21 protein-coding genes are annotated in these 22299 nt (G+C 67.5%); 6 read left to right on the top strand and 15 right to left on the bottom strand.

Features of this window, described 5'->3' with window-relative positions; translation table 11 throughout:
- Window positions 1–153: 153 nt before the first annotated feature.
- The 4 genes from J7U46_RS17705 to J7U46_RS17720 form a co-directional block, all read right to left on the bottom strand.
- Window positions 154–807 carry a hypothetical protein gene (locus tag J7U46_RS17705; protein WP_282828217.1) on the bottom strand — a complete coding sequence of 218 codons (654 nt, stop codon included), beginning with the start codon at window positions 805–807 and terminating at the stop codon, window positions 154–156.
- Between the two features lie 21 nt (window positions 808–828).
- Window positions 829–1764: an MBL fold metallo-hydrolase gene (locus J7U46_RS17710; RefSeq protein WP_282828218.1), complete on the bottom strand. Its 936-nt coding sequence runs from the start codon at window positions 1762–1764 to the stop codon at window positions 829–831.
- The gene (locus tag J7U46_RS17715; RefSeq protein WP_282828220.1) at window positions 1761–3464 is read right to left on the bottom strand and encodes a long-chain-fatty-acid--CoA ligase; all 1704 of its coding nucleotides are present in this window, start codon (window positions 3462–3464) and stop codon (window positions 1761–1763) included. The genes J7U46_RS17710 and J7U46_RS17715 overlap by 4 nt, the downstream gene beginning before the upstream one ends.
- 63 nt (window positions 3465–3527) lie before the next feature.
- Window positions 3528–4262, bottom strand: a complete 735-nt coding sequence (locus J7U46_RS17720; protein WP_282828222.1) for a hypothetical protein — start codon at window positions 4260–4262, stop codon at window positions 3528–3530.
- 37 nt (window positions 4263–4299) lie between these two features.
- Between J7U46_RS17720 and J7U46_RS17725 the strand changes: the two genes are divergently transcribed.
- A complete protein-coding gene (locus tag J7U46_RS17725) occupies window positions 4300–5181 on the top strand; it encodes an alpha/beta fold hydrolase (RefSeq protein WP_282828224.1) in 882 nt (293 codons plus the stop codon).
- A gap of 102 nt (window positions 5182–5283) precedes the next feature.
- Here J7U46_RS17725 and hppD read toward each other — a convergent pair whose 3' ends face one another.
- Complete coding sequence (gene hppD, locus J7U46_RS17730) at window positions 5284–6408, bottom strand: 4-hydroxyphenylpyruvate dioxygenase (protein WP_282828226.1); 1125 nt, start codon at window positions 6406–6408, stop codon at window positions 5284–5286.
- Window positions 6409–6537: 129 nt separating this feature from the next.
- On the opposite strand from hppD, the gene J7U46_RS17735 reads away from it, so the two are divergent.
- Window positions 6538–7020 carry an Lrp/AsnC family transcriptional regulator gene (locus J7U46_RS17735; RefSeq protein WP_282828228.1) on the top strand — a complete coding sequence of 161 codons (483 nt, stop codon included), beginning with the start codon at window positions 6538–6540 and terminating at the stop codon, window positions 7018–7020.
- A 16-nt stretch (window positions 7021–7036) separates the two neighbouring features.
- Here the strand turns inward: J7U46_RS17735 and J7U46_RS17740 are convergent, their stop codons facing one another.
- The 5 genes from J7U46_RS17740 to fusA all read right to left on the bottom strand — a co-directional run bounded on the left by J7U46_RS17740 (window position 7037) and on the right by fusA (window position 11501).
- Window positions 7037–7879, bottom strand: a complete 843-nt coding sequence (locus tag J7U46_RS17740) for an HDOD domain-containing protein (protein ID WP_282828230.1) — start codon at window positions 7877–7879, stop codon at window positions 7037–7039.
- Between the two features lie 96 nt (window positions 7880–7975).
- Window positions 7976–8206 (bottom strand): hypothetical protein, encoded by a 231-nt coding sequence (locus J7U46_RS17745; protein ID WP_282828231.1) that lies wholly within the window; start codon window positions 8204–8206, stop codon window positions 7976–7978.
- A 54-nt stretch (window positions 8207–8260) separates the two neighbouring features.
- Entirely contained in the window at window positions 8261–8485 is a 225-nt protein-coding gene (locus tag J7U46_RS17750; RefSeq protein ID WP_282828233.1) for a hypothetical protein, read from the bottom strand.
- 328 nt (window positions 8486–8813) lie between these two features.
- Window positions 8814–9413, bottom strand: coding sequence for a hypothetical protein (locus tag J7U46_RS17755; RefSeq protein WP_282828234.1), 600 nt, complete (start codon window positions 9411–9413; stop codon window positions 8814–8816).
- A gap of 60 nt (window positions 9414–9473) precedes the next feature.
- Window positions 9474–11501, bottom strand: a complete 2028-nt coding sequence (gene fusA / locus J7U46_RS17760; protein ID WP_282828780.1) for an elongation factor G — start codon at window positions 11499–11501, stop codon at window positions 9474–9476.
- A 242-nt stretch (window positions 11502–11743) separates the two neighbouring features.
- On the opposite strand from fusA, the gene J7U46_RS17765 reads away from it, so the two are divergent.
- The 4 genes from J7U46_RS17765 to J7U46_RS17780 all read left to right on the top strand — a co-directional run bounded on the left by J7U46_RS17765 (window position 11744) and on the right by J7U46_RS17780 (window position 16598).
- On the top strand, window positions 11744–12622 hold the full coding sequence (locus J7U46_RS17765) for a DUF2785 domain-containing protein (protein WP_282828236.1): 879 nt from the start codon (window positions 11744–11746) through the stop codon (window positions 12620–12622).
- A 129-nt stretch (window positions 12623–12751) separates the two neighbouring features.
- Window positions 12752–14548 (top strand): CpXC domain-containing protein, encoded by a 1797-nt coding sequence (locus J7U46_RS17770; RefSeq protein WP_282828237.1) that lies wholly within the window; start codon window positions 12752–12754, stop codon window positions 14546–14548.
- Window positions 14549–14637: 89 nt separating this feature from the next.
- The gene (locus J7U46_RS17775; RefSeq protein WP_282828239.1) at window positions 14638–15807 is read left to right on the top strand and encodes a PQQ-dependent sugar dehydrogenase; all 1170 of its coding nucleotides are present in this window, start codon (window positions 14638–14640) and stop codon (window positions 15805–15807) included.
- Window positions 15804–16598 carry an alpha/beta fold hydrolase gene (locus J7U46_RS17780; protein WP_282828241.1) on the top strand — a complete coding sequence of 265 codons (795 nt, stop codon included), beginning with the start codon at window positions 15804–15806 and terminating at the stop codon, window positions 16596–16598. The genes J7U46_RS17775 and J7U46_RS17780 overlap by 4 nt, the downstream gene beginning before the upstream one ends.
- Here the strand turns inward: J7U46_RS17780 and J7U46_RS17785 are convergent.
- The 5 genes from J7U46_RS17785 to J7U46_RS17805 form a co-directional block, all read right to left on the bottom strand.
- Window positions 16595–18226 carry an acyl-CoA dehydrogenase family protein gene (locus J7U46_RS17785; protein WP_282828243.1) on the bottom strand — a complete coding sequence of 544 codons (1632 nt, stop codon included), beginning with the start codon at window positions 18224–18226 and terminating at the stop codon, window positions 16595–16597. The two genes, J7U46_RS17780 and J7U46_RS17785, sit on opposite strands and share 4 nt — an antisense overlap.
- Entirely contained in the window at window positions 18207–18776 is a 570-nt protein-coding gene (locus J7U46_RS17790) for a GNAT family N-acetyltransferase (RefSeq protein WP_282828245.1), read from the bottom strand. Before J7U46_RS17790 ends, J7U46_RS17785 begins: the two co-directional genes overlap by 20 nt.
- Window positions 18777–18791: 15 nt before the next feature.
- A complete protein-coding gene (locus J7U46_RS17795; protein WP_282828247.1) occupies window positions 18792–19367 on the bottom strand; it encodes a GNAT family N-acetyltransferase in 576 nt (191 codons plus the stop codon).
- Between the two features lie 94 nt (window positions 19368–19461).
- Window positions 19462–20625 carry a GGDEF domain-containing protein gene (locus tag J7U46_RS17800; RefSeq protein WP_282828249.1) on the bottom strand — a complete coding sequence of 388 codons (1164 nt, stop codon included), beginning with the start codon at window positions 20623–20625 and terminating at the stop codon, window positions 19462–19464.
- A 68-nt stretch (window positions 20626–20693) separates the two neighbouring features.
- The gene (locus J7U46_RS17805; RefSeq protein WP_282828251.1) at window positions 20694–22205 is read right to left on the bottom strand and encodes an AMP nucleosidase; all 1512 of its coding nucleotides are present in this window, start codon (window positions 22203–22205) and stop codon (window positions 20694–20696) included.
- Between the last annotated feature and the right edge of the window lie 94 nt (window positions 22206–22299).

Here is a 22299-nt window from a genome sequence, read left to right on the forward strand (position 1 = left end):
GTGAAAGTAGGTCATCGTCAGGCTATTTACCCCGCGAAACCCTCCAGCTCACAAGAGCTGGAGGGTTTTTGCTTTTGGGGAATTCTGGATTCAACTACGAGGCAAGGCACCGAGCATTTGAATGCTGGGATTGGGCGGGTTGTGGCAATCCTTTCAATTCCCAGGACCGCCAGTGACAGACTGCGATGGCCCCAGCAGAGGCCATTCCCTGATCCACTGATGATGGCTGAGGCCAACGTGACTGAGCAGCAGGACGAAGCGGGATGCGGTCCACTGAACTGACTCAATAGGCTGCTTAGCATCGAGCGCGCAGCCATAGAGCGCCGTCATGTGCGGCTTCGAAGCTTGCGGCTTCAGGCCGGCCTTTCGCAGAGCGACGGCCAAAGAGTTTCGCAATGCCGTGATTCGGCGCGTCGCAGGCTCATCTAGGCAAAAGACGAGTGCGCCGGTGCGGCTAGAAGCCGATATGCGGTTGATCGTGATCGTGATACCAAAGCGAGGTGCCGCGCAACTGGCCGCATTGATGACGGCGCCTATTGGCGCGCGAGGTACGAAATCGGGTTGGAACGACTCGATCGCGAGCAGCGTGACATGCAGACGATCGGCCGATTGGCGGCCCTTGGCGAGGCCGTATTGCCGGCAAACCTGGCCTGCAACACTGTCGATTCGCCGCGCATCCTCCGTCGGCGGAGCGATGGCCCGGTAGTGGTCGTAGCTCATCAGCCGGCCGTGCGGGTCGCCAACAGGGTCAAGCTCGAATGCCTCTTCGGAGACTTCCAGGCCAGGCAGCCCCAGTTGTTCTCGCATGCACATGACGGTCGGGTGCCCCTAAGTGCAGTGAATCATCTCACCGTCAAGTTGGAGCGCCGCGGCCCGCACCAGTTCCTGCAGCAACTCCTCAGTCCAGGTCTGAAGAGACTTTGCGCCAAAGTACTGCCGCCACATGACGGCATGTATGGGAGTGCGCTCCAGCCAGCTCAGCAAGTCGGCGCGCGAGCTCTCGCCGCGCTCGAGCATGTGGAACATGAGCAAGGCCTTTGCGGCATGCCTCGCGTGCCGGTCTGGATGCAGGCGGAAGAAGGCGAGGCGGCTGCGTGCCTCGGCCAGAGCCGTTCCGACCCCGCTGAATACGGCGCCATGGCCTGGGATGACAAGGCGGACGGGGAGAGATTCGATCAGATCCAGGCTCTGCTCGACTTCGTCGAAACCCGACACCCCGTCGATTTCCGGGAAGACGATGCCGAAGCCATGCTCCCAAAGGGCGTCTGCCGAGATCAGGACGCCTGAGCGCCGCTCGAACAACATGACCGCGTCCGGATCATGGCCCGGCGCCGCGAGGATCTCCCATTCGCGCCCAGCCTGCGCCAGCACCGTCCCGGGTTGCATGATGCCGTCGGCCTGGAAGCGCGGGCAGCGTTGGCCAGTGGGGCGGTAGCTGAGCCGCTCTTCGTCCCAGGACTGGACGGCATCGAATTGCCCCGGCGGGATCAGGACGGGGCAGCCATGCAATTGACGCAGCCGCGCGTTGCCGCCGCAATGGTCCGAGTGCAGGTGGGTGTTGACGATGAGGCGCAGCGATTCGCCAGCCTCGGCCAGCTCATGGGCTATCAGGGTTTCAGTTTGGTCGACGTGACTGCAGTAGCCAGTGTCGACGAGCACTGCACCGCGTGGATCGCCAGTCATCAGCACCGAGTTCGACGACAGCCAGCCGCGCTCCAGCACCCGCAGATCAGCAGGCAGCAAGGCGGCGGCGGCCGGGCTCATGCCGTGTTGCTGCGCAGCTCGCGGCGGAGGATCTTGCCGACATTGGTCTTGGGCAGGTCGTCGCGGAACTCGATGTACTTGGGCCGCTTGTAGGCCGTCAGCTGTGCTGCGCAGAAGCTGGCCAGATCTTCCTCGGCCAGCGTCGGGTCGCTCTTGATGACGAAGAGCTTCACCGCCTCGCCCGAGCGGGCATCGGGGATGCCGACGGCCGCGCACTCGAGCACGCCCGGGTGCATGTTGACCACCTGCTCGATCTCGGTCGGATAGACGTTGAAGCCCGAGACCAGGATCATGTCCTTCTTGCGGTCGACGATGCGCACATAGCCTTCGTCGTCCATGACGCCGATATCGCCGCTCTTGAAAAAGCCATCGGCCGTCATGACGTTCGCGGTCTCGTCGGGGCGTTGCCAGTAGCCGGCCATCACCTGCGGGCCGCGGATGCAGATCTCGCCGCGCTCACCCAGCGGCACATCCTTGCCATCGTCGTCGCGGATAGCGATGTCGGTCGACGGCATGGGCAGACCGATGCTGCCGTTGAAGGTCGCGATGTCCATTCGATTGATGGTGGCCACCGGTGAAGTCTCCGAGAGCCCGTAGCCTTCGACCACCGGGCAGCCGGTGATCTTCAGCCACTTCTCGGCCGTGGCCTGTTGTACGGCCATGCCGCCGCCGTTAGAGATCACCAGCTCGCTGAAGTCGAGCCGTGCGAAGGCGGGGTCATTGGCCAGCGCATTGAACAAGGTGTTCACGGCTGGGAACAGGTTGACGCGGTACTGGCGCAGCGTGCTGATGAAGCCGGGGATGTCGCGCGGGTTGGGAATCAGCAGGTTCATCATGCCGAGGCGTGCACCCAGCATGTAGCAGGCCGTCAGGGCGAAGATGTGATACAGCGGCAGCGCGCAGACGGTGGTCAACGGCTTGCCGCCCAGCTTGTTGAGCATGGGTTGGAACCAGGCTTCGGCCTGCAGGATGTTGGCCACCACATTGCGATGCAAGAGCGTGGCACCCTTGGACAGGCCCGTCGTACCGCCCGTGTACTGCAAGAAGGCCACGTCGTCCGGCCCGATCTCCACCCGTCGCAGCTGGCCGCGCTCGCCTTCCTCCAGTGCCTTGTTGAAGCGCAGGACCGTACGGCCGTCGCCGGTGGGCAGGCGGAACTCCGGCACCATCTTCTTGACGTGCCGCACCGCGAAATTGATCAAGGGTCCGCGCCACCAGCCCAGCAGGTCGCCCAGCGAGGCCAGCACCACATGGCGCACGGCGGTCGATGCGATCACCTCTTCCAGCGTGGCCGCAAAGTTCTCGAGCACGATGATGGCCTCGGCCCCCGAGTCCTTCAGTTGGTGCTCCAGCTCGCGCGGCGTGTAGAGCGGGTTGACGTTCACCACCGCGTAGCCGGCGCGCAGGATGGCGGCGATGGCCACCATGTACTGCAGGACGTTGGGCATCATGATGGCCACTCGGGCGCCGCGCTCCAGGCCCTTGCTTTGCAGATAGGCGCCGAGGGACTGGGACATGCGGTCCACATCGGCGTAGGTCAGCCGCTGCTCCATGCAGGCGGCCGCATCGCGCGAGGCATATTTGCGGAAAGCCTCTTCCAGCAGTTCGACCAGCGAGTGGTAGCCATCGGTGGCCAGTTCGGCCGGGACTTCGGGAGGATAGCTTTTCAGCCAGGGCTTCATCGCTGCGTACTGCACCATGTCTCCAATCTTTGTGTGTTTCTCTTACCGGACTGACATGGTCGGGAGCGCAGCCGGGGGCGCCTAGGGCAATTTCCCTAGGGGATCGTCACCGACGGGACAGAGCGCCTGCGGCTCGCACGCAAACAGTGCGCTGGCCAGTGCTTCCTCGCGTGAGCGCACGGTGTCGAGGAACTCAGCGGCACCTCGCATCTCCCGGAAGGTGTCGAAGCCCGATTCCAGGAACTGCTGCAGTTCCTGCATGCCGGCGGCGCTGGCCGGGCCTCGCATCATGCGCAGCGCCTGACGCAGCAGCGGCTTGCGTGTGTAGGCCTCCAGTGCCTCACCGATGGCGATGGTCAGCTCGATCTGCTGCTGCCGCTCGGCCGCCATGCCGCAGGCCTGCCAGGCCTCGGCATAGCTGCGGCGGGTGATGGCTGCAGCGCCATCCTTCATCAACCGACCCATCTGACTGTCCAGCCGCTCCGACAAGGCATGCAGCTCGGCCAGATGCGCCACCGTGCGCACCACCTCGCGCGGGAACAGGCGGGCCAGCGCCGGCACCACGCGGGCGAACTGGGCGTCGCGGCGGCTGAAGTCGCCGGGGCCGTAGAGTTCCTCGAGAAAGAAGCGCGCCGCGTGCTGGTAGCGTGTGCTGGCCAGCAGGTCGGCATAGGTGCGGGCGAAGCGCTGCTGCTGGTAGGCCTTGATCGCCTCGACGCGCTCGCCCAGCGCGGGGTCGGCGGCGCGCTGGCGCCGTTCGGCATCGACCGTGGCCAGGTGGGCCAGGATGGTGGTGGCGGTGCTGTCTTTGTCCATGCTCCGGCCCGATTGTGCCCGCCCCTACACTGGCTTCATGAACGCGCAACTGCAACGTTGGGGACTGCTCGTGAGGCTGCTGCTGGGGGCTGCCGGCTGGATGCTGGGCTGGCGTCTCGGTGGCTGGCCGTCAGCCCTGCTGCTGGCGCTGTTGATGCTGAACCTGCGCAGCCTGAGCCTGCTGCTGCTCTTCCTGAGTCTCGCGCGTATCAACCGCCAACATCGGCCTGGGCTGTCGGCGCTGCTGAAGGCCTGGTGGATCGAGGCTGGGGCGCTGGAACTCAGCTTCGGTTGGCGCCAGCCCTTCGCCGCCCAGCATCACGAGGACTATCTGCCTGCCGCGAATGCGGTGCGCGGCGTCTTGCTGCTGCACGGCTTCAGCTGCAACCGCGGGCTCTGGAATGGCTGGATGCCCGAGCTGCAGCGCCTATCGATCCCGCATGTCGCGCTGACGCTGGAACCCATTCATGGCTCGATCGACAGCTATGCCGCCGCTATCGAGCAAGCCGTCGCGCGGCTAGAGGTCGCCACCGGCCAGCCGCCGCTGCTGCTGGCCCACAGCATGGGTGGGCTGGCGGCGCGTGCCTGGTGGCGGCGCCATGGGCGCGAGGGGCGGGTTGCCGGACTGATCACCTTGGGCACGCCGCATGCAGGCACCGTGATGGCCTTCGCCGCACCGATGCTGAACGCCCGGCAGATGCGCCGCCACAGCACCTGGCTGCAGGAGCTGGCTGGCGGCGAGGGACGGCTGCCGCCGCTGCATTGCTTCTTCAGCGATTGCGACCAGATCGTCTGCCCGGCCGAGACGGCCACGCTGCCCGGCGCGCGCAACGTCCACCTGCCGGGGCGCGGCCACCTGCGCCTGGTCGACGACCCGCAAGTCCGCGCTGAGGTGCTGGCCCTGCTGCAGGCGCGCTGAGTCGCCGAAGGCGGGCGACAAAAAAGGCCCCGGGCCTTGCGACCCGGGGCCCCTGGTCTGCCCCGTCAGCAGTGCGACCAGTCCCTCGTCAGGCTTCGGCCCTCACGCCTCGGCCTTCAAGACTCCTCGGCGGATCTGGTCGAGCTCAATGCTCTCGAACAGTGCCTTGAAGTTCCCCTCTCCAAAACCTTCGTTGCCCTTGCGCTGGATCAGCTCGAAAAAGATCGGGCCGATCACTTCCTTGGTGAAGATCTGCAGCAGCAGCTCGTGCGGCGCGCCTTCATGGGCGGCACCGTCGATCAGGATGCGCAGCTCGCGCAGGCGTTCCAGGTCTTCGCCATGCTGGGGCAGGCGCTTGTTGACCAGGTCGTAGTAGGTGGCGATGGTGTCCTGGAACACCACGCCGGTCTTGCGCATGCCCTCGACCGTGCCGTAGATGTCGTCGGTGCCCAGGGCCACGTGTTGGATGCCTTCGCCGCTGTACAGATCCAGGTATTCGGCGATCTGGCTCTTGTCGTCGCTGCTCTCGTTGATCGGGATGCGGATCTTGCCGCAGGGGCTGGTCATGGCCTTGCTCTTCAGGCCGGTCAGCTTGCCCTCGATGTCGAAGTAGCGCACCTCGCGGAAGTTGAAGAAGCGCTCGTAGAACTCGGCCCATTCCTTCATGCGGCCGCGGAACACGTTGTGCGTCAGATGGTCGATGTAGGTCAGGCCATGGCCGACCGGGTTGGAATTGATGGGCTTGCCCTCGGCATCGCGCAGTGGCACGAAGTCCACGTCGTAGATGCTGATGTTGCCGATCTCGCCGGCGCCCGCGCCGTTCTTGCCCTGCCAGCGGTCAACAAAGTAAATCAGCGAGTCGCCGATGCCCTTGATCGCCGGGATGTTGAGCTCCATCGGGCCGGCCTTGTTGTCAAAGCCCCAGGCGCCCAGTTCCAAAGCGCGCTTGTAGGCGAAGGCGGCGTCCTTGACGCGGAAGGCGATGGCGCAGATCGAGGGGCCATGCAGGCGGGCGAAGCGCTGAGCGAAGGAATCGTGCTCGGCATTGATCAGGAAGTTCACATCGCCCTGGCGGTACAGGGTGACGTTCTTGTGCCGGTGCTGGGCCACGGCGGTGAAGCCCATGGTCTCGAACAACTGGCCCAGGGCAGCGGGATCGGGGGCGGCGAACTCGATGAACTCGAAGCCGTCGGTGCCCATCGGGTTGTCCCAGGGGGTGAATGCCATTGCGTGAATCTCCTGCTGTCTAGCGGTCTTGAGCTAGGGCAAGACTGTAGGGGGGCGCTGTCGCAGGAATCCTGCTAATTCGAGCGCCGTCTCTGGCGGTGGCGCAGGAATCCTGCAAAACTATCGGCCATGCAAGCCGATCCCCAGCTGGAAACCATTGATCGACGCATTTTGAGGGCGCTGCAAATCGATGGCCGCGTGACCTACGACGCGCTCGCGGCCGAGGTGGGCTTGTCGCCCTCGGCCGTGCTGCGTCGCGTGCGCCGGCTGGAGGAGAGCGGCGTGATTGCCGCCTATGTGGCCCTGGTGCCGCCCGAGAAGGTGGGCCTCGGCCTCACGGCCTATATCAACGTGCGGCTGGAGAAGCACACCGAGAGCCACAAGCGCAATCCGATGGACCTGTTCCGTGCGGCTGTGCAAACCTGGCCGGAGGTGGTCGAGTGCGTGGCACTGACCGGTGAGATGGACTACTTGCTCCGCGTGCTGGTGCAGGACATGGCGCATTACGCCCGCTTCATCAGCGAGACCCTGCTCAAGCATCCCAGCGTGCAGGACTGCAAGACCAGCTTCATGCTGGACCGCGTGAAGGGCACGACGGCTGTGCCGCTCTGAGCCTGCCTCGGCGCTTTCAGTCGAACTCGTGCAGCAGCCGCTCGGTGGCGGCCACGTCGAGGTTCAGCAGGTGGGCGATGTCGCGGAAATCGTCCGGCAGGGCCGCGTTGTCCCAGCCATCGGCCGAGTGCCGGGCCAGGCGAACAGCCAGGCGCACACTCAGCACGCGCGCGTCGTTGCCATGCTTGTCGTCGGTGATCTGGGCCAGCAGCTCGGGCAGGCGCCAGGCCTGCATCAGCGACTGCTCCAGGTCATCGAGCTCGATGTTCAGCACCGCGCGCTGCACCTCGGCGCTGCGCAGCGTTCGGTCGGCGCGCTGTCGATTTCGGATCTCGAGCGCCAGGTCGGGGGCATGCACCCACAGCAGCATCTCGGCAAAGTCGTGCAGCAGGGCAGCGCTGTAGATCACAGCCGCATCAGGGTCCATGCGATGGGCCGCAAAGCCCAGCGCAAAGCGGGCCGAGCGATCAGCCCGGCGCAGCACGCGCTGCAGGCCTTCGAGGGCATCGGGCCGCTCGGCCAGATGCGCCTCCACCGTGGGTTGCGGCCCGAAGGCGCGGAAGAAAGGCGGTATGCCCATCAGCACCAGCGCGGCCGTGACCGTCTCGGCATCGGTCACCAGCCGGCTGCTGCGATGGGCAGCTGCATAGGCCAACAGCTTCAGCGTCATCAGCGGATCGGTGGCGATCAGCTCGCCCAGCATGTTGGCGTCGACCTCGTCCTCGTTGGCCCGCATCTCCTCAAGCGACTCGGCGGTCGCCGACAGCACAGGGATTTCGGCCTGGCGGAAATAGCCTGTCCAGCGTGCCAGGTCCGGCAAGGCCTGGCGCAAGGGGGCGGCAGAGAGGGGCGTGGTCATGACGCGGCATTTGGAGCTTGGCTTGATCGTATATCGGCGTCTGCGCCCCGAGCTTGAAGGTGGCTAGAAGCAGGGCGAGCACGAGCATGAACTGCTTCACAGCGGCCCCCTGTCTGGATGGCCGGGCAGTGGCCCGGGGACGTAAAGCGCACCTTCTGGGGCTGCGGCCTCGGCATAGAAGGCCAGCTCGGGTGGGCTGCTCCGGTGCGGGCGCAGGCCGCTGAAAGCGCGGGCGGTGAGGGCCAGCAGCGCGGCGATGCGCTGTCTCCAGGCCCGGTGGGTTTCGGCAGGGTCGGGGGCGCCCTGAAATTCATCCAGTCTCAGCATGAGGGGTCTCCTTGGCGACCCCGGCGGCGCTGCGGCCCGGGGTCGGCGATCTGTTCATGGGCTGCGGTCGGGCTGTCCGAGCTGCAGCAACTCCTTTCGCAGGCGTGCCTTGGCCTGCTGGCGCTGGGCGCCGGCGCCGTGGCGGCCGGCCTGGCGCATCAGCGCCGGCGCAATCAGTGGATTGCGCGGTTTATTCAGGCGCAGCACATTCGGGCGGGGCGAGGTGAACTGGGGCATCTGGATCTCCTTGTGCGAGCGGACTCGCTTCGTTTTGGCCATGCGGCGGCGCCACTGTGGGCGTCACAGCGTTTCGGGAATGCAGCGGCTCCAGGGGCGAGCCGGGTCTATCAGGGTGCAGGCCCGGACGCCGGCAGATGGCGCGGGCGGGTCTTGCGGCAAAGGGGTGCTGGCCTCGGGTCTCGCGGCTGGCCTTGCGCCGGTTCAGACGCAAGTCATCGGAGGTCTCGGCCGGGCAGCCCCGGGGTTGAAGGTGGGAGGTCTTGCTACGCCACGGTGAACCAGGCCGCGACTTGCGCAGATGATAAACAATTGATTATCTTGCGCAAGTACTTTTTATCTAACTTGATAAACAAGTTAGGGGGCGGTGTCAGCGCTTTTTGGGCTTCAAGGGCGCGATGCCCTGTTGCAGGCGGCGCCATTCGTCCACGTCCGAGGCCTGGACTGCGGTTGCGCTGCGCGTGGCCGGTGGTGGCAGGGGCTTGCCGGCGGCAGCCGCGATGGCTGCTGGGCTTGCGGCCAGCGAGGGGGCTGCCGAAGCAGCGGGTGTGAGCACCTCGCCGAGCAGGTCCAGCAGGCGCGTGCGGGCGCGCTGCGGGTGGCGGCGGTAGTAGGTCAGCACCAGGCCGACGATGAAACGCTCGTCGTCGTCTTGTGGCAGGTTGGGCAAGTTGTCTTGCTCAGAAAGGGCAAGAGCAGCCGACGCCTGGTGCTCCTGGTCCATCCAGCCCTGCGGCTTGTGGCACAGCTGCTCGAACTGCCGCGCGAGGCGCTCGCCGATCTGGCGCGAGCGGCCCTTGATCTGGCTCCAGTAGCTGGGCTGGATCTGCAGGCGCTCGGCAAAGCGCCGCTCCAGGCCGCGCAGGGCGGCGGCATCGGGGTGCTTGACGGTGGCGGAGACGAACTCCTCGAACAGGAGCAGGGCGTTGTCCAGACGGATCTGGGCAACGTCGCGGTGCGCGGTTGACATGGGGCGCAATGATAAAGCTCCCTGATAAAGCTTCCTTGAGCAGGAGCTAATCCGGGCCCATCAGTCCTCGTCCTGTGTGCGGTGGGCCGCCACCAGGGCCGCCTGCGTGTTGGGTGGCACCGGCTGGTAATGGGCGAGCGCCACCGTGTAGCGGCCCTGGCCGCTGGTCATGGCGTTCAGCCGGGTCTGGTAGCTGGCCAGCTCGGCCAGCGGCGCGAGGCCTTGCACGCTGATGATGCCGGGCACATTGGCGCGCGTGCCATTGACCTGGCCACGCCGCGAGGCCAGGTCGCCGGTGATGTCGCCCATGGCGTGTTCCGGCGCGCTGATCTCGATCTGAACGATCGGCTCCAGCACCAGCGGCCTTGCTTCGCGCACGGCGGCCATCAATGCCCGCTTGCCGGCGGTGAAGAAGGCGATTTCCTTGCTGTCGACCGAATGGTGCTTGCCGTCGAACACCGTGACCCTGATGTCCACGAGCGGGTTGCCCGAGACCACGCCGCTCTCGAGTGCCGCGCGCACGCCCTTCTCGACGGCCGGCATGAACTGCCCCGGTATCGTGCCGCCCTTGACCGCGTCGACGAACTCGAAGCCCGCGCCGCGCTCCAGCGGCTCGATGCGCAGGTAGACCTCGCCGAACTGGCCCGCGCCCCCAGACTGCTTCTTGTGCCGGTAATGCCCTTCGGACGGGCTGGAGATGGTCTCGCGGTAGGCGATGCGCGGTGGCTGGGTGTTGACCTCGAACTTGTAGGTGTCGCGCAGCCGCTCGAGCAGCATGCGCAGGTGCAGTTCGCCGAGCCCATAGACCACGGTCTCGTTGGTGGAGGCCGTGCGCTCGACCTTGAGGCAGGGGTCTTCATCGATCAGCCGCGTGAGGATCTCCCACATGCGCTGCTCGTCGCCATGGCGTGCGGGGCTGATCGCGAGGCCATGCACGGGTACTGGGAATTCCAGCGGTTTCAAGTGGATGTGCTCGTCTTCCGGCGCATCGTGCAGCACGGCGTCGTAGTGCAGCTCGTCGACCTTGGCGATGGCGCAGAGATCGCCGGGCAGAGCTTGTTCGATCTCCATATGCTCCTTGCCCTGCAGCATGAACAGATGACTCACCTTGAAGGGCTTGCGCGCATGGCCCACCAGCAGCTGTGCGCCCTTGCGCAGCGTGCCCTGGTGCACGCGCAGGATGCCGAGCTTGCCGAGGTAGGGGTCGGCATTGATCTTGAAGACATGGGCCAGCACATGGGCCTCGGGATCGGGCGCGGCCTGCAGGGGCACGGCTTCCGGCCCCTCGCCTACGAGGAACTGCGGCGGGTTCCCCTCGGTCGGGTTGGGCAGCAAGCGCTCGATCACGTCCAGCAGTTCGGCCACGCCCGCGCCATTGCGAGCCGAGGTGAAGCAGACCGGGATCAGATGGCCTTCGCGCAGCGCCTGCTCTAGCGGCGCGTGCAGCTCGCTGGCATCGACGTCGCCTTCATTCAGGTAGCGATCGACGAAGGCGGCATCGACCTCCACCACCTGCTCCACCAGCGCCTGGTGCGCCTCCGCCACCGAGGAGAAATCGGCCTCGCCCGTGCGGCTGAAAAAGCAGTCCTGCACGCGGCTATTGCCTGCTGCGGGCAGGTTCAGCGGCAGGCACTCGCGGCCGAAGGTCTCGCGCAGTTGTGCCAGCAGCTCGGGCAGCTTGACACCGGGCGCGTCGATCTTGTTGATCACGATCAGCCGGCACAGGCCGCGCGCGGCGGCGGTTTCCATCAGGCGCGAGGCCATCAGCTCGATGCCGTTCTGCGCATTGATCACCACCACGGCCGTGTCCACGGCCTCCAGCGCCGGCAGTGACTGGCCGGTGAAATCTGGCGCGCCGGGGGTGTCGATGGCATGGATGCGAAGGCCGCCATGCTGCATGTGGACCAGGGAGGCCTGCAGCGAGTGCTGCATGCGCTTTTCGAGCGGGTCGTGATCGCTGACCGTGTTGCCGCGTTCCACGCTGCCGGGGCTTTGCAGGGCGCCGGCCTGGTGTAGCAGCGCTTCCACCAGGCTGGTCTTGCCCGCGCCGGCCGGTCCCACCAGGGCCAGGGTGCGGAGGGCCGCCATCCCCGGGTGGTTGCCGCCGGCGCCGCCTGGGCTGCCGGTGCTGGCGCTCCCGCGGGAGCCGTTGCTGGGGTTGGACATGGTGTGCTCCTTTGCCTGCGGACCCAAGCTGTGCGGGGCGCGCGGCCCGGCTTGCGGCCAGCGTAGGGCATGCGCGCGGGCCGCACAAGAGGATCAAGCCGTGTGCCGCCGGCGCTCCATCACAATGCCTGCCGGCCCTGCTTTCACCGTTGGAGATCCCGCCGATGCATCGCCTGCTGATCCTGCTTGCCTGCCCGCTGCTTGCTGCCGCTGCGCAAGCGGCCTGTCCCGCCGCCTCGGCCTCGCAGTTGCGCGAGGCCTTGAAACCCGAGGCCAACGAGGCCGAACGGGCGGTGCTGCAGACCCATGCGCTCAACCTGGCCAGTTGCCTGGCCAACCCCGACCCGGCGCTGCGTGACGGCCTCGGATTCGAGCTGCTCTCGACCTGGATGCGAGCCAAGGCCTTGAAGCCGGAGACGCTGCAAGTCCTGCGCGCGCGGCTGCTGCCGGTGCTGAGCGGGCCCGACATCACCTCCGGCTTTCACGCGCCCTTTGCCGCGCTGACGCTGGCCGAGATCGCGCGGGTCGACCGCCTGCAGCCCTTTCTGAGCCCGGCCGAGCGTCTTGACCTGCTGGAGCGCGCCTGCGCCTACCTGGCCGGTGTGCGGGACTATCGCGGCTTCACCCAGGATGAGGGCTGGCGCCATGGCGTGGCCCATGGCGCCGACCTGCTGATGCAACTGAGCCTCAACCCCGCGCTCGACGCAGCGGCCCAGCGCCGCATCCTGCAGGCCGTGGCCAGCCAGGTGCTGGCTGCAGGCGGCCAGGCCTACCAGTTCGGCGAGGGCCAGCGGCTGGCGCGGCCGGCGCTGTTCGCGGCCGCGCGCGGTGAGATCTCGGCCGAGGACTGGCAGCATTGGCTCACCAGCGCGCTGGCGGCAGCTACCCCGAACGCCAACCCGGACGCCGCCCTGCTGGCCCGCATCCACAACGCCCGCGAGTTCCTGTGGCCGCTCTATGTGAGCCTGAGCGAATCGCGCGACGAGACGCTCAAGGCGCGGCTGCTGCCGGCGTTACGCGCCGCTCTGCAGAAGCTGGGCTGAAGCAGGGCCCAGGGACCCTTCACCGGGTCTCACGCTTCCTGGGGATGGCGGTTCCGCCGGCCTTGTCTATCTTCGGTCGCGCCGGGCGCGGGCCCGGCTGCCCCAATCCGACCCCACACCGAGGATGCCATGGCTGTCTTTCACTCCCTCCAAGTCCAGTGTTCCTGCGGCCACGCCTTCAGCGCCGATGCCGCGCGCAGCGTCAACATCCGGCGCAACCCGGCGGCTCGAACGCTGATCCTGGAGGGCAAGTTCCACCGCGTGAATTGCCCGGCCTGCGCCAAGCAGCTCGTCATCGAGCGCCCGTTCTATTACTCGGATCCCGGACGCAGCGCCGTGTTCCTGGTGTTGCCGCGCGGCGAGCGCGTCAACCATGGGCGCGACGGCCAGACCCTCACCGCGCAGAAGCGCAGCTGCCAGCTGATCAATCGTGGCAAGCTGCCCAAGCAGCTGCGCGTGATCTACGGCCTTGACGAGCTGCGCGAGAAGCTGGTGGCGCAGGACGCCGGCCTCGATGACCGCCATGTCGAGCTGCTCAAGCTCTTCGTGCTGCAGGAGCATCCCTTCCTGATGCGCACGCCGCGGCTGCAGCTCGTGCTGAGCGAGAGCACGCCCACGCAGCTCGGCTTCACCGCCTACCACCACAACCAGCCGCGCAACTACGCGGTGCAGCTGAGCCGCTTGCTGGCCGACAGCTTCCTGAGCCAGCCGAATGAGCTCAAGCAATGGTTGGATGGCGCCGGACACAAGGCCAAGCTGTTTGCACCCGAACGGCGCTGGGTCAACTTCCGCCGCTGGACCACCCGCTACTCCGCGCTCGACGCCCTCAAGGCCTACGCCGCCACCGTGCGCGCCGGCGGCAAGATCGACCTGAAGTCGGCCGACTTCGCCACCATGTGCGCACAGCTGCCGCACGCCGCCAGCCTCTCCGGCTCCGCCAAGGCTGACCTACAGATCCTGTTCACTTACGCCAAGCGGGTGAACGACGGCGCTGCGCAGGACCAGCTTCTCGAGGTGCGGTACGGCATCAAGCTGGAAGACGAGTGGGCCACCAACCAGAACAAGACCGACATCGACACCATCTGGAACCTGCTGCGCAACGTGCCACCCAACAACATCGAGGGCAATGTGAACTTGAAGGAGATCGAGCTGGTGCCTGGCGGTGGCGGCACCTACCAATGGTCCGGGGTGATCCAGATCGGCAGTGCCGAGCTCTCGCAGAAGGAGCGCTTCGAAGATGTGCTGCGACACGAGGTTGGCCATGCCGTGCATGCCGACAAGGCGGCCGTGGTCGACCCCTGGCTGCAGGCCGAGTTCGGCTGGCAGCGCTTCAAGCCGACCCGGGCCTCCATCGACGCCTGGGTTGCCCTGATGGGAGGCTGGAACGCCTGGGGGCCGGTCACGGCCTCGCAGCGTGTCGAGATGAGCAACGCCGTAGTGCAGGCCCTGGGTGATGGCGGCAGCTGGGATCCCGGCGCGCGCCCCTCGTTCCCGGCCGCTCACCCCTGGAACCGCCCAGGCTTCGGCCCCCGCCTGGCGGTGGAGGGCAGCCTCGCCAACTGGTACTCGACTTTCGACCAGTGGTACCGGGTCAATGGCCTCGCCTTCTTCCTCAACTACTGGTACGCCGAACCGCTGGTGGTCAAGGCCTCCACGCTGGACCTGATTCAGCAGATGCCCGACCGCTACGCCGCCATGTCGCACTTCGAGTTCTTCGCCGAGCTGTATGCGCTGTACTACGACGTCGACGATCCGGACCGCAAGCTGATCCCCAAGAAGGTGGCCAATTGGCTGGATGCCAACATCGGCAAGCCGGTGGCGAGCGCGCCCCCAGCGCCCAAGCCAAAGAGCAAGCCGGCCGCCGCGAAGACGGTCACAAAGAAGGCGGCCGCGAAGAAGACGGTCAAGAAAGCGCCGAAGAAGTAGAAAGGCCGCCGCGCTACGCTTGGTCACCAACCAAGGCAGGCAGCTCGCCTAGACTGCCGCATCGCCTCCCGGCTTTGCTGCATGCCGCCATGAAACAAGCCCGCCGATCTGCCTGGACCTTGTTGCTCAGTGCCCTCTGGTTGTTCGCCGGCTGCGGCGGCGGTGGTGGCGCAAGCGCCGGTACGCCGCCCACACCTACGCCGCCCACGCCGCCGCCCCAGCTCAGCACGCTGCGCAGCGACCTGCAAAGCCCCTGGGGCCTGGCCTTCCTGCCCGACGGCCAGATGCTGGTGACCCAAAAGGGCGGCAGCCTGGTGCGACTGCCGGCCAGCGGCCAGGGGACTGCCGTCGCCATCAGCGGCTTGCCGGCCGTGGCTTCGGCCGGGCAGGGCGGCTTGCTGGACGTGGCCATCGACCCCGACTTCGCCAGCACGCCCTGGGTCTATCTCAGCTTCTCCGAGCCCGGCGTCGGCGCCGAAGCCGGCAAGGCCGGCACCTCGGTGGCGCGCGGCCGCCTCGTGGGCACTGCGCTGCTGGATGTGACCGTGATCTTCCGCCAGGCGCCCAAGGTGGCGGGCAGCGGCCACTTCGGTTCGCGCCTGGTGTTCGGCCGCGACAAGACGCTGTTCGTGACCCTGGGCGAGCGCCAGCTGGGCTCGCCCGCGCAAGACCTGGCACAGACGCTCGGCAAGGTCGTGCGCATCAACCGCGACGGCAGCCTGCCGAATGACAACCCGGCCTTCGGCGTGGGTGCTCGGCCCGGCATCTGGAGCCTCGGCCACCGCAATCCGCAGGGCGCGGCCCTGCACCCCACGACCGGCGAGCTGTGGGTCAGCGAGCATGGGCCGCAGGGCGGCGACGAGATCAACATCGCGCGGGCCGGTGCCAACTACGGCTGGCCTATCAAGAGTTATGGCTGCAACTACGGAGACCCGGTCGGCGATGCCTGCCGGCTCGGCAGTGGCGTGCATGCACCGACCTATGTGGAGCCGCTGACCTACTGGGTACCCACGTCGATTGCGCCGGCCGGTTTGGCCTTCTATACCGGCCCCATGTTCCCCGAATGGCAGGGCCAGCTGTTCTCCGGATCGCTGGCCGGCCAGGCCTTGTGGCGCCTGCAATTGAGCGGCAACACAGTGACGGCACGAACCGCCATGTACGCGGATCTCGGCGAGCGCATCCGCGACGTGCGGCAGGCGCCGGATGGTGCCCTGCTGCTGCTGACCGACAGCGGCAAGCTGCTGCGCATCTATCGATGACCGCCTGGCTGCTGCGCATGGGCCTGGGGCTGGCCCTGCTGTTGCTGGCGGCGCTCACCTGGGTCTGGCTGCGCCAGGAGCGATTGCTGTTCTTCCCGGAGCCTTTGCCGGCGGAGCATCGTTTCGACTTCGGCGCCGATGTGCAGGAGCTGCAGATTCCGGTCAGTGGTGGCGCGGTGCTGTCGGCCCTGCATCTGCGCCATGCCGAACCCAAGGGCCTGGTTTTCTACCTGCATGGCAATGGCGGCAATCTGCAGAGCTGGTTCGCCACGGCCGATTTCTACCGCCGCGCCGGCTACGACCTTTTCATGCTGGACTACCGGGGCTACGGCAAGAGCAGCGGCCGCATTGAGAGCGAGGCGCAGCTGCGTGCCGATGTGCGCGCTGCCTGGGACGCCGTGGCGCCGCGCTACGCGGGCAAGCGCCGCGTGATCATCGGGCGCTCGCTGGGCACGGGCCCGGCGGCCGAGCTGGCGCTGCAGGTGCAGCCCGAGCAACTGGTGCTGGTCTCGCCCTACCTGCGCATGGTGGCCCTGATGCGCCAGCATTTCCCGCTGCTGCCGACCTGGCTCCTGCGCTATCCGCTCGACACAGCCGCCTCGCTGCGGCGATGGCAAGGCCCGCTGCTGCTTCTGCACGGCGAGCGCGACGAGCTGATCCCCGCCGAGCACAGCAAGCAGCTGCAGCAGCTCGCGCCGCAGGGCCGGCTCGTGCTGATACCGGGCGCCGGTCACAACGACCTGCAGCTGCACGAGCCCTATCTGCAGGCGATCAAGCAGGTTCTGCCCTAGCCTGGAAAGGCTCGCTGCAGCAGCGGCGCGATGGCGGCCGGGTCGAGCTGAAGGGCGCCGTAGACCCGGCCGCTCGGGGCGGCGATGCGGCTGGCGATGAAGGCATCGGCCACCACCGCCGGCGAATGCCGGCGCAGCAGCACGGCCTGGGCCAGCAGCACCAGGCGCTGGCAGAGCAGACGGGCCTGCGGCTCGAGCAGCGCCGGGTCGCCGGTCAGCAGCGTCTGCAAGACATCGGCCTCGGCGCGCAATACGGGCTCGGCATCGCTGCGCCAGTCGTCCAGCAGGGCCAGCAAGGCCTCGGGTTCGCGGGCGAAGGCGCGCAGCACGTCCAGGCACATCACATTGCCCGAGCCTTCCCAGATCGAGTTGACTGGCGCCTCGCGGTAAAGGCGCACCATAACGCCGTTATCAACATAGCCATTGCCGCCGAACACCTCGATGGCCTCGCCGGTGAATTCAATCGCCCGCTTGCAGACCCAGAACTTGGCGGCCGGCGTGAGGATGCGCTGCCAGCCGCGCTCGCCGTTCTCGAAGCCTTGCGCCAGGCGCAGCATCAGCACGGTGGCGGCTTCGCTTTCCAGCGCCATGTCGGCCAGCACCGACTGCATCAGCGGCTGCTCCGCGAGCCGGCGGCCGAAAGCCCGGCGGTGGCGCGTGTAGTGCAGAGCCTGGACCAGGGCCTGGCGCAAGATCGCCGCGCTGCCGATCACGCAGTTGAGCCGCGTGTAGCCGGCCATCTCGATGATGGTCGGTATGCCGCGACCTTCCTCGCCGACCAGCAGGCCGTGGGCGTCCAGGAACTCGACCTCGCTGCTGCTGTTGCTGCGGTTGCCGATCTTGTCTTTGAGGCGCTGGATCTGAACCGTGTTCTTCGTGCCGTCGGGCCGCCAGCGCGGCACGAAGAAGCAGCTGACGCCGGCCTCGGTCTGCGCCGTCACCAGGTGGGCATCGCTCATCGGCACCGAGAAGAACCACTTGTGGCCGCGCAGGCTGTACTCGCGGCCACCGAGTGGCGTGGCGCGCGTGGTGTTCGCCCGCACGTCCGAGCCGCCCTGCTTCTCGGTCATGCCCATGCCTATCCACAGCGAGTGCTTCTGGGCCATCGGCAGGTCGCGCGGATCGTGCAGGGTCGAGCGCAGCTGCGGGAGCAGGGCGGCGAGTTGCGGGTCGCGGGCCAGCACGGGGATGGCGGCCTGCGTCATCGTCGCGGGGCACAGCGTGCCGGCCTCGACCTGGCCATGCAGGTAGAAGCCGGCTGCAAAGGCGCTCCAGCGGCCCGCGCGCTCTGCCTCCTCGAAGCTCCGCGAGACCAGGCCCTGGCCGCGATACAGCGCGAGCAGTTGGTCCCAGGCCGGATGGAAGTCGACACGGTCAATGCGGCGGCCGCGCGCATCGTGCGTGCGCAGCTCGGGTGTGTGGCGGTTGGCCTGCTCGGCCAGGGCATAGGTTTCGGCGCGGCCCAACTGTTCGCCATAGGCTTGCAGCTGGGGCAGGGCCCAGGCTGCACCCTGGCGCTCCAGGCCTTGCTGCAGCGCCGGGTCGGTGGCCAGCAGCGAATAGCCGCTCAGCTCATCGACCTGGTTCGTGACCTCGTGCGTGCGCCCTTCATCGTTGCTGCTGCTCACTGCCCACTCCAAGCTTCAGGAGCTTGAAGTAGAGCGCAGTCGTGCGCAGCTCGCCATCCGGGCTTGCGGCAAAGGCTGGTATCTCGCCGGCGTGGCTCCAGCCGAGGCGGCGGTAGACGGTCTCGGCCAGCGAGCCGGCCTCGGTGTCCAGCACCAGCAAGGTCCGGCCTTCGGCGCGGGCCTCGGCTTCCACGGCGCGCATCAGGCGCCGGCCATGGCCCTGGCCGCGTGCGCTGCTGTGCACGAAGAGCTTCTGCACCTCGGCGCGATGCCGGGCATTGGCGCGGCTGCACAGGCTCAGCTGCACCGAACCCAGCAGCCGCTGTCCATCGATCAACAGCACCAGGCGCTGCTCATGACCGAGCCGGGCCAGCACGTCTTCCCAGTAGTCGTTGGCCTCGTCGAGGCTCAGCGGCGCCATGAAACCTATCGAGGCACCTTGCTCGACGGCATCGACCAGCAGTGCATTCAGCCGGGGCAGCCAGGCGCGGCCCAGCTTGCTGCCGGCGATGCTCAGCAACTGGGGTGTGGTGGATTTCAGGTCTTCCATCGAGGGATTCATCATTCAATTCGGGTGCTGCAGTCGCTTGTAGTACAGGGCGGCGGCCAGCAGCTCACCATCGGCGCAGGCGCTGTGGCCGGGGATCTCGCCGGCGCGCTGCCAGCCCAGGTGCAGGTAGACGGCCTCGGCCTGGGTGCCGGCCGGTGCATCCAGCACCAGAAGCGTGCGGCCCTGGGCCAGGGCGGCGCATTCGACCCGGGCCATCAGGCGACCGGCCCAGCCCATGCCGCGGGCGCGGCTGTGGACCATCAGCTGCTGGACTTCACCCCGGTGATGGGCGTTGGCGCGCGGGCACAGCGAGAGCTGCACGCTGCCTTGCAGGCGCTCGCCCTCGCAGGCGATCCAGAGCTGCTGGTGCGGGCCCAGGCGGGCCAGCACCTGGTGCCAATAGTCCTGGGCGGCAAAGCGCGACATCGGGGCCAGAAAACCCAGGCAGGCGCCCTGATGGACGTTGTCCACCAGCAGCTCGGCCAGGGCCGGCACCCAGTGCTCGTCGGCGGCGCCGAGCTTGAGGATCTGGGCCGGCTGGGTGTCTCGTGAGACGACAGGAACTTGCTGAGGGCTGGCGAAGTGCAGCATCGGGACTCCCGGGATTCGATGAGAACCCCCGTGCAAACCCCATGCCAGGCCCGCCCTGCTTGGGCGAGCAGCGCCTGTTTCTTGCCTGCCTTGCTTACTCTTCCAGGCCCGGCTCGGCCATCAGCCGGCCCTTGCCGGCCTCCTTGGCCGCATAGAGGGCGGCCACGGCGCGCGGCATCAGGTCCTCGATGCTGCGGTCGCCCGGGCGCAGCTTGGCCCAGCCGGCGCTGAAGGACAGGGCAAAGCCCAGCTCTTTGGGCGCGCGCTCCTCCAGTGCCTTGCGCATGCGCTGGTCCAGGGCCTGCGGGCCCTGCGCGTCGCAGCGCGCCATCACCACGGCGAACTCCTGGCCGCCGACGCGGGCCGCCAGGTCACCGAGGCGCATCTGCTCCTGCAGGCAACTGCCGAACAGCGCGATGGCCTGCTCGCCCGCCGCCTCGCCATGCTCGGCATTGACGGCCTTGAAGTTGTCCAGGTCCAGCTTCATCACGGCCAGCGGTTCGTTGTGGCGGCGGGCCATGGAGATCATGTCGACCGAGCGCTGGCCGAAGGCGCGGCGGTTGCACAGCCCGGTCTGCGCATCGGTCTGGGCCAGGCGCTTGAGGGCCATCTCGGTCTCGGCGCGCCAGGCCACCAACACCGACATCGCGCAGGCCAGCAGGGCCACATGGCTCAGCACGGCGGCGGTGATGTTGAGCGGATGCTCGGCGTTCAACTCCAACGGCATCTCGGGCGACTGCAGGCCCAGCACCGCGCGCCACGCGGTGAGGGCGCCCACGGCCAGCAAGGCGAGCAGCAAGAGCGTGCGCCAGCGCCGGCTGGAGCGCTCCAGGTTCTTGGCCGGCCAGGCCAGGGCCAGGCAGATCAGGCCCAGCTGCAGGGCCACCACGCCATTGGCCCAGAGCAGGCGAAAGCCGTGGTGCTCGTAGCCGATCCCATAAAGCACGGGCAGCGCCACCGGCAGGCCCATCATCAGCCAGCGTCCGGGCCGCTGGCCCACCCAGGCCTGCAGTGCCCACCACAGCGCGCTGAAGCCGGCGCTCAGGAAGAGCAGCGAGCCGCCATAGACCCAGCGCCCCGGCCATTGCCCGGCCAGCACGATGCCGGCCCAGCCCAATGACTGCAGCACCGCCGCCGCCTGCACATAGCGGGCCGCCAGGCTCACCGCCCGCCAGCCCATCAGCACCGGCAGCATCACGGCCAGCATCAGGGCCTGGATCAGCAGCAGGCTGAAGAGGGTGTTGACGTCGAATTGCATGGAGGGCGTTGTCGGCGGCTGGGGTGCGGCGATTGTGGTGGCAATCCGGCCCGCCGCCTATGGCGCAATCACTGAAACGCCACCTCCGCAAAGCTCCTCAGCTTGCGGCTGTGCAGGCGGCTCAAGGACGCGGCGCGCAGCAGCTCCACCGTACGCAGGCCGATGCGCAGGTGCTGGTCGACGCGCTCGCGGTAGAAGTGGTTGGCCATGCCGGGCAATTTGATCTCGCCGTGCAGCGGCTTGTCGCTGACGCAGAGCAAGGTGCCGTAGGGCACGCGGAAGCGGAAGCCGTTGGCGGCGATGGTGGCGCTCTCCATGTCGAGCGCGATCGCCCGGCTCTGGCTGAAACGGCGCTCGGGGCCGCCCTGCGCATTGTTGGGCAGCAGCTCCCAGTTGCGGTTGTCGGTCGAGGCCACGGTGCCGGTGCGCAGCACGCGCTTGAGCTCGAAGCCTTGCAGCTGGGTCACTTCGGCCACGGCGGTCTCCAGCGCCACCTGCACCTCGGCCAGCGGCGGTATCGGCACCCACAGCGGCAGCTCCTCGTCCAGCACATGGTCCTCACGCACATAGCCATGGGCCAGCACGTAGTCGCCGAGCTGCTGGCTGTTGCGCAGGCCGGCGCAGTGGCCCAGCATCAGCCAGGCGTGGGGCCTCAGCACGGCGATGTGGTCGCTCATGGTCTTGGCATTGGCCGGGCCCACACCGATGTTGACCATGGTGATGCCGCTGCTGTCGCGGCGCAGCAGGTGGTAGGCGGGCATTTGCGGCAGGCGGGGCGGCGGCGTACCTGCGGCATCGCCGGGTTCGGCCGCCAGTCCCGCGCGGCGGGTGATCACATTGCCGGGTTCGACAAAGGCGATGCAGTCGTCCAGCGGGTCGGGTCTCGCCGGGTCGGGCGGCGCGGCCATCAGGGCGCGGCCCATGCGCACGAACTCGTCGATGTAGAACTGGTAATTCGTGAAGAGCACGAAGTTCTGGAAATGCGCCGGCGAGGTGCCGCTGTAGTGGCGCAGGCGCTGCAGCGAGTAGTCGATGCGCGGCGCGGTGAAGAGCGAGAGCGGCTGCGGCGCGCCGGGCGCTGCTTCGTAGGTGCCGTTGGCGATGCCATCGTCCATGGCGGCGAGGTCGGGCAGGTCAAAGATCTCGCGCAGCCGCGCGCGCTGCGCTGCCGTCAACTCGCCTTCGATGTGGGCCTCCTCGCCGAGCGCGAAATGCAGCGGGATCGGCTCATGGCTGCTGCCCACCTCCAACGGCGCGCCATGGTTGCTCAGGAGCAGCTGGAACTGCTCGCGCAGGTAGTTGCCGAACAGGCGCGGCTCGGTCAGCGTGGTCTCGAACACGCCGGGCCCGGCCACGAAGCCCCAGGCCAGGCGCGCGTCGGTGCGCTGCACGCTGGCGGCGCGCAACCGCACGAAGGGGTAGCAGGCGCGCACCCGTCCGGGGTCCTGTCCCCGACCAAAGGCGCGCAAGGCCTGCCTTAGGTGCTGGACGCCGGCCTCGTAGATCTGCTGGACCTGGGCCAGGGCGGCCTCGGCATCGCCGAAGGACTGGGGCGGGAAAAAGGGGGCGGCTGGGCTCATGTCAGCCATTGTGGCGCCGCTTGATGATGTAGTTTAGGTACTGAAATATTGGGTGTTACGAGTGAGTTTCAAGAAATTCAGCGGGTAAATCCGA

This window comes from Pelomonas sp. V22, from assembly GCF_030014915.1.
Lineage (GTDB): Bacteria > Pseudomonadota > Gammaproteobacteria > Burkholderiales > Burkholderiaceae_C > JAUASW01.

Bases quoted from the DNA above. Each gene is read 5' to 3' on its own strand.
- J7U46_RS17705 (WP_282828217.1), bottom strand. From the start codon at position 807: ATGCGAGAACAACTGGGGCTGCCTGGCCTGGAAGTCTCCGAAGAGGCA.
- J7U46_RS17710 (WP_282828218.1), bottom strand. From the start codon at position 1,764: ATGAGCCCGGCCGCCGCCGCCTTGCTGCCTGCTGATCTGCGGGTGCTG.
- J7U46_RS17715 (WP_282828220.1), bottom strand. From the start codon at position 3,464: ATGGTGCAGTACGCAGCGATGAAGCCCTGGCTGAAAAGCTATCCTCCC.
- J7U46_RS17720 (WP_282828222.1), bottom strand. From the start codon at position 4,262: ATGGACAAAGACAGCACCGCCACCACCATCCTGGCCCACCTGGCCACG.
- J7U46_RS17725 (WP_282828224.1), top strand. From the start codon at position 4,300: ATGAACGCGCAACTGCAACGTTGGGGACTGCTCGTGAGGCTGCTGCTG.
- hppD (WP_282828226.1), bottom strand. From the start codon at position 6,408: ATGGCATTCACCCCCTGGGACAACCCGATGGGCACCGACGGCTTCGAG.
- J7U46_RS17735 (WP_282828228.1), top strand. From the start codon at position 6,538: ATGCAAGCCGATCCCCAGCTGGAAACCATTGATCGACGCATTTTGAGG.
- J7U46_RS17740 (WP_282828230.1), bottom strand. From the start codon at position 7,879: ATGACCACGCCCCTCTCTGCCGCCCCCTTGCGCCAGGCCTTGCCGGAC.
- J7U46_RS17745 (WP_282828231.1), bottom strand. From the start codon at position 8,206: ATGCTGAGACTGGATGAATTTCAGGGCGCCCCCGACCCTGCCGAAACC.
- J7U46_RS17750 (WP_282828233.1), bottom strand. From the start codon at position 8,485: ATGGCCAAAACGAAGCGAGTCCGCTCGCACAAGGAGATCCAGATGCCC.
- J7U46_RS17755 (WP_282828234.1), bottom strand. From the start codon at position 9,413: ATGTCAACCGCGCACCGCGACGTTGCCCAGATCCGTCTGGACAACGCC.
- fusA (WP_282828780.1), bottom strand. From the start codon at position 11,501: ATGGCGGCCCTCCGCACCCTGGCCCTGGTGGGACCGGCCGGCGCGGGC.
- J7U46_RS17765 (WP_282828236.1), top strand. From the start codon at position 11,744: ATGCATCGCCTGCTGATCCTGCTTGCCTGCCCGCTGCTTGCTGCCGCT.
- J7U46_RS17770 (WP_282828237.1), top strand. From the start codon at position 12,752: ATGGCTGTCTTTCACTCCCTCCAAGTCCAGTGTTCCTGCGGCCACGCC.
- J7U46_RS17775 (WP_282828239.1), top strand. From the start codon at position 14,638: ATGAAACAAGCCCGCCGATCTGCCTGGACCTTGTTGCTCAGTGCCCTC.
- J7U46_RS17780 (WP_282828241.1), top strand. From the start codon at position 15,804: ATGACCGCCTGGCTGCTGCGCATGGGCCTGGGGCTGGCCCTGCTGTTG.
- J7U46_RS17790 (WP_282828245.1), bottom strand. From the start codon at position 18,776: ATGGAAGACCTGAAATCCACCACACCCCAGTTGCTGAGCATCGCCGGC.
- J7U46_RS17795 (WP_282828247.1), bottom strand. From the start codon at position 19,367: ATGCTGCACTTCGCCAGCCCTCAGCAAGTTCCTGTCGTCTCACGAGAC.
- J7U46_RS17800 (WP_282828249.1), bottom strand. From the start codon at position 20,625: ATGCAATTCGACGTCAACACCCTCTTCAGCCTGCTGCTGATCCAGGCC.
- J7U46_RS17805 (WP_282828251.1), bottom strand. From the start codon at position 22,205: ATGAGCCCAGCCGCCCCCTTTTTCCCGCCCCAGTCCTTCGGCGATGCC.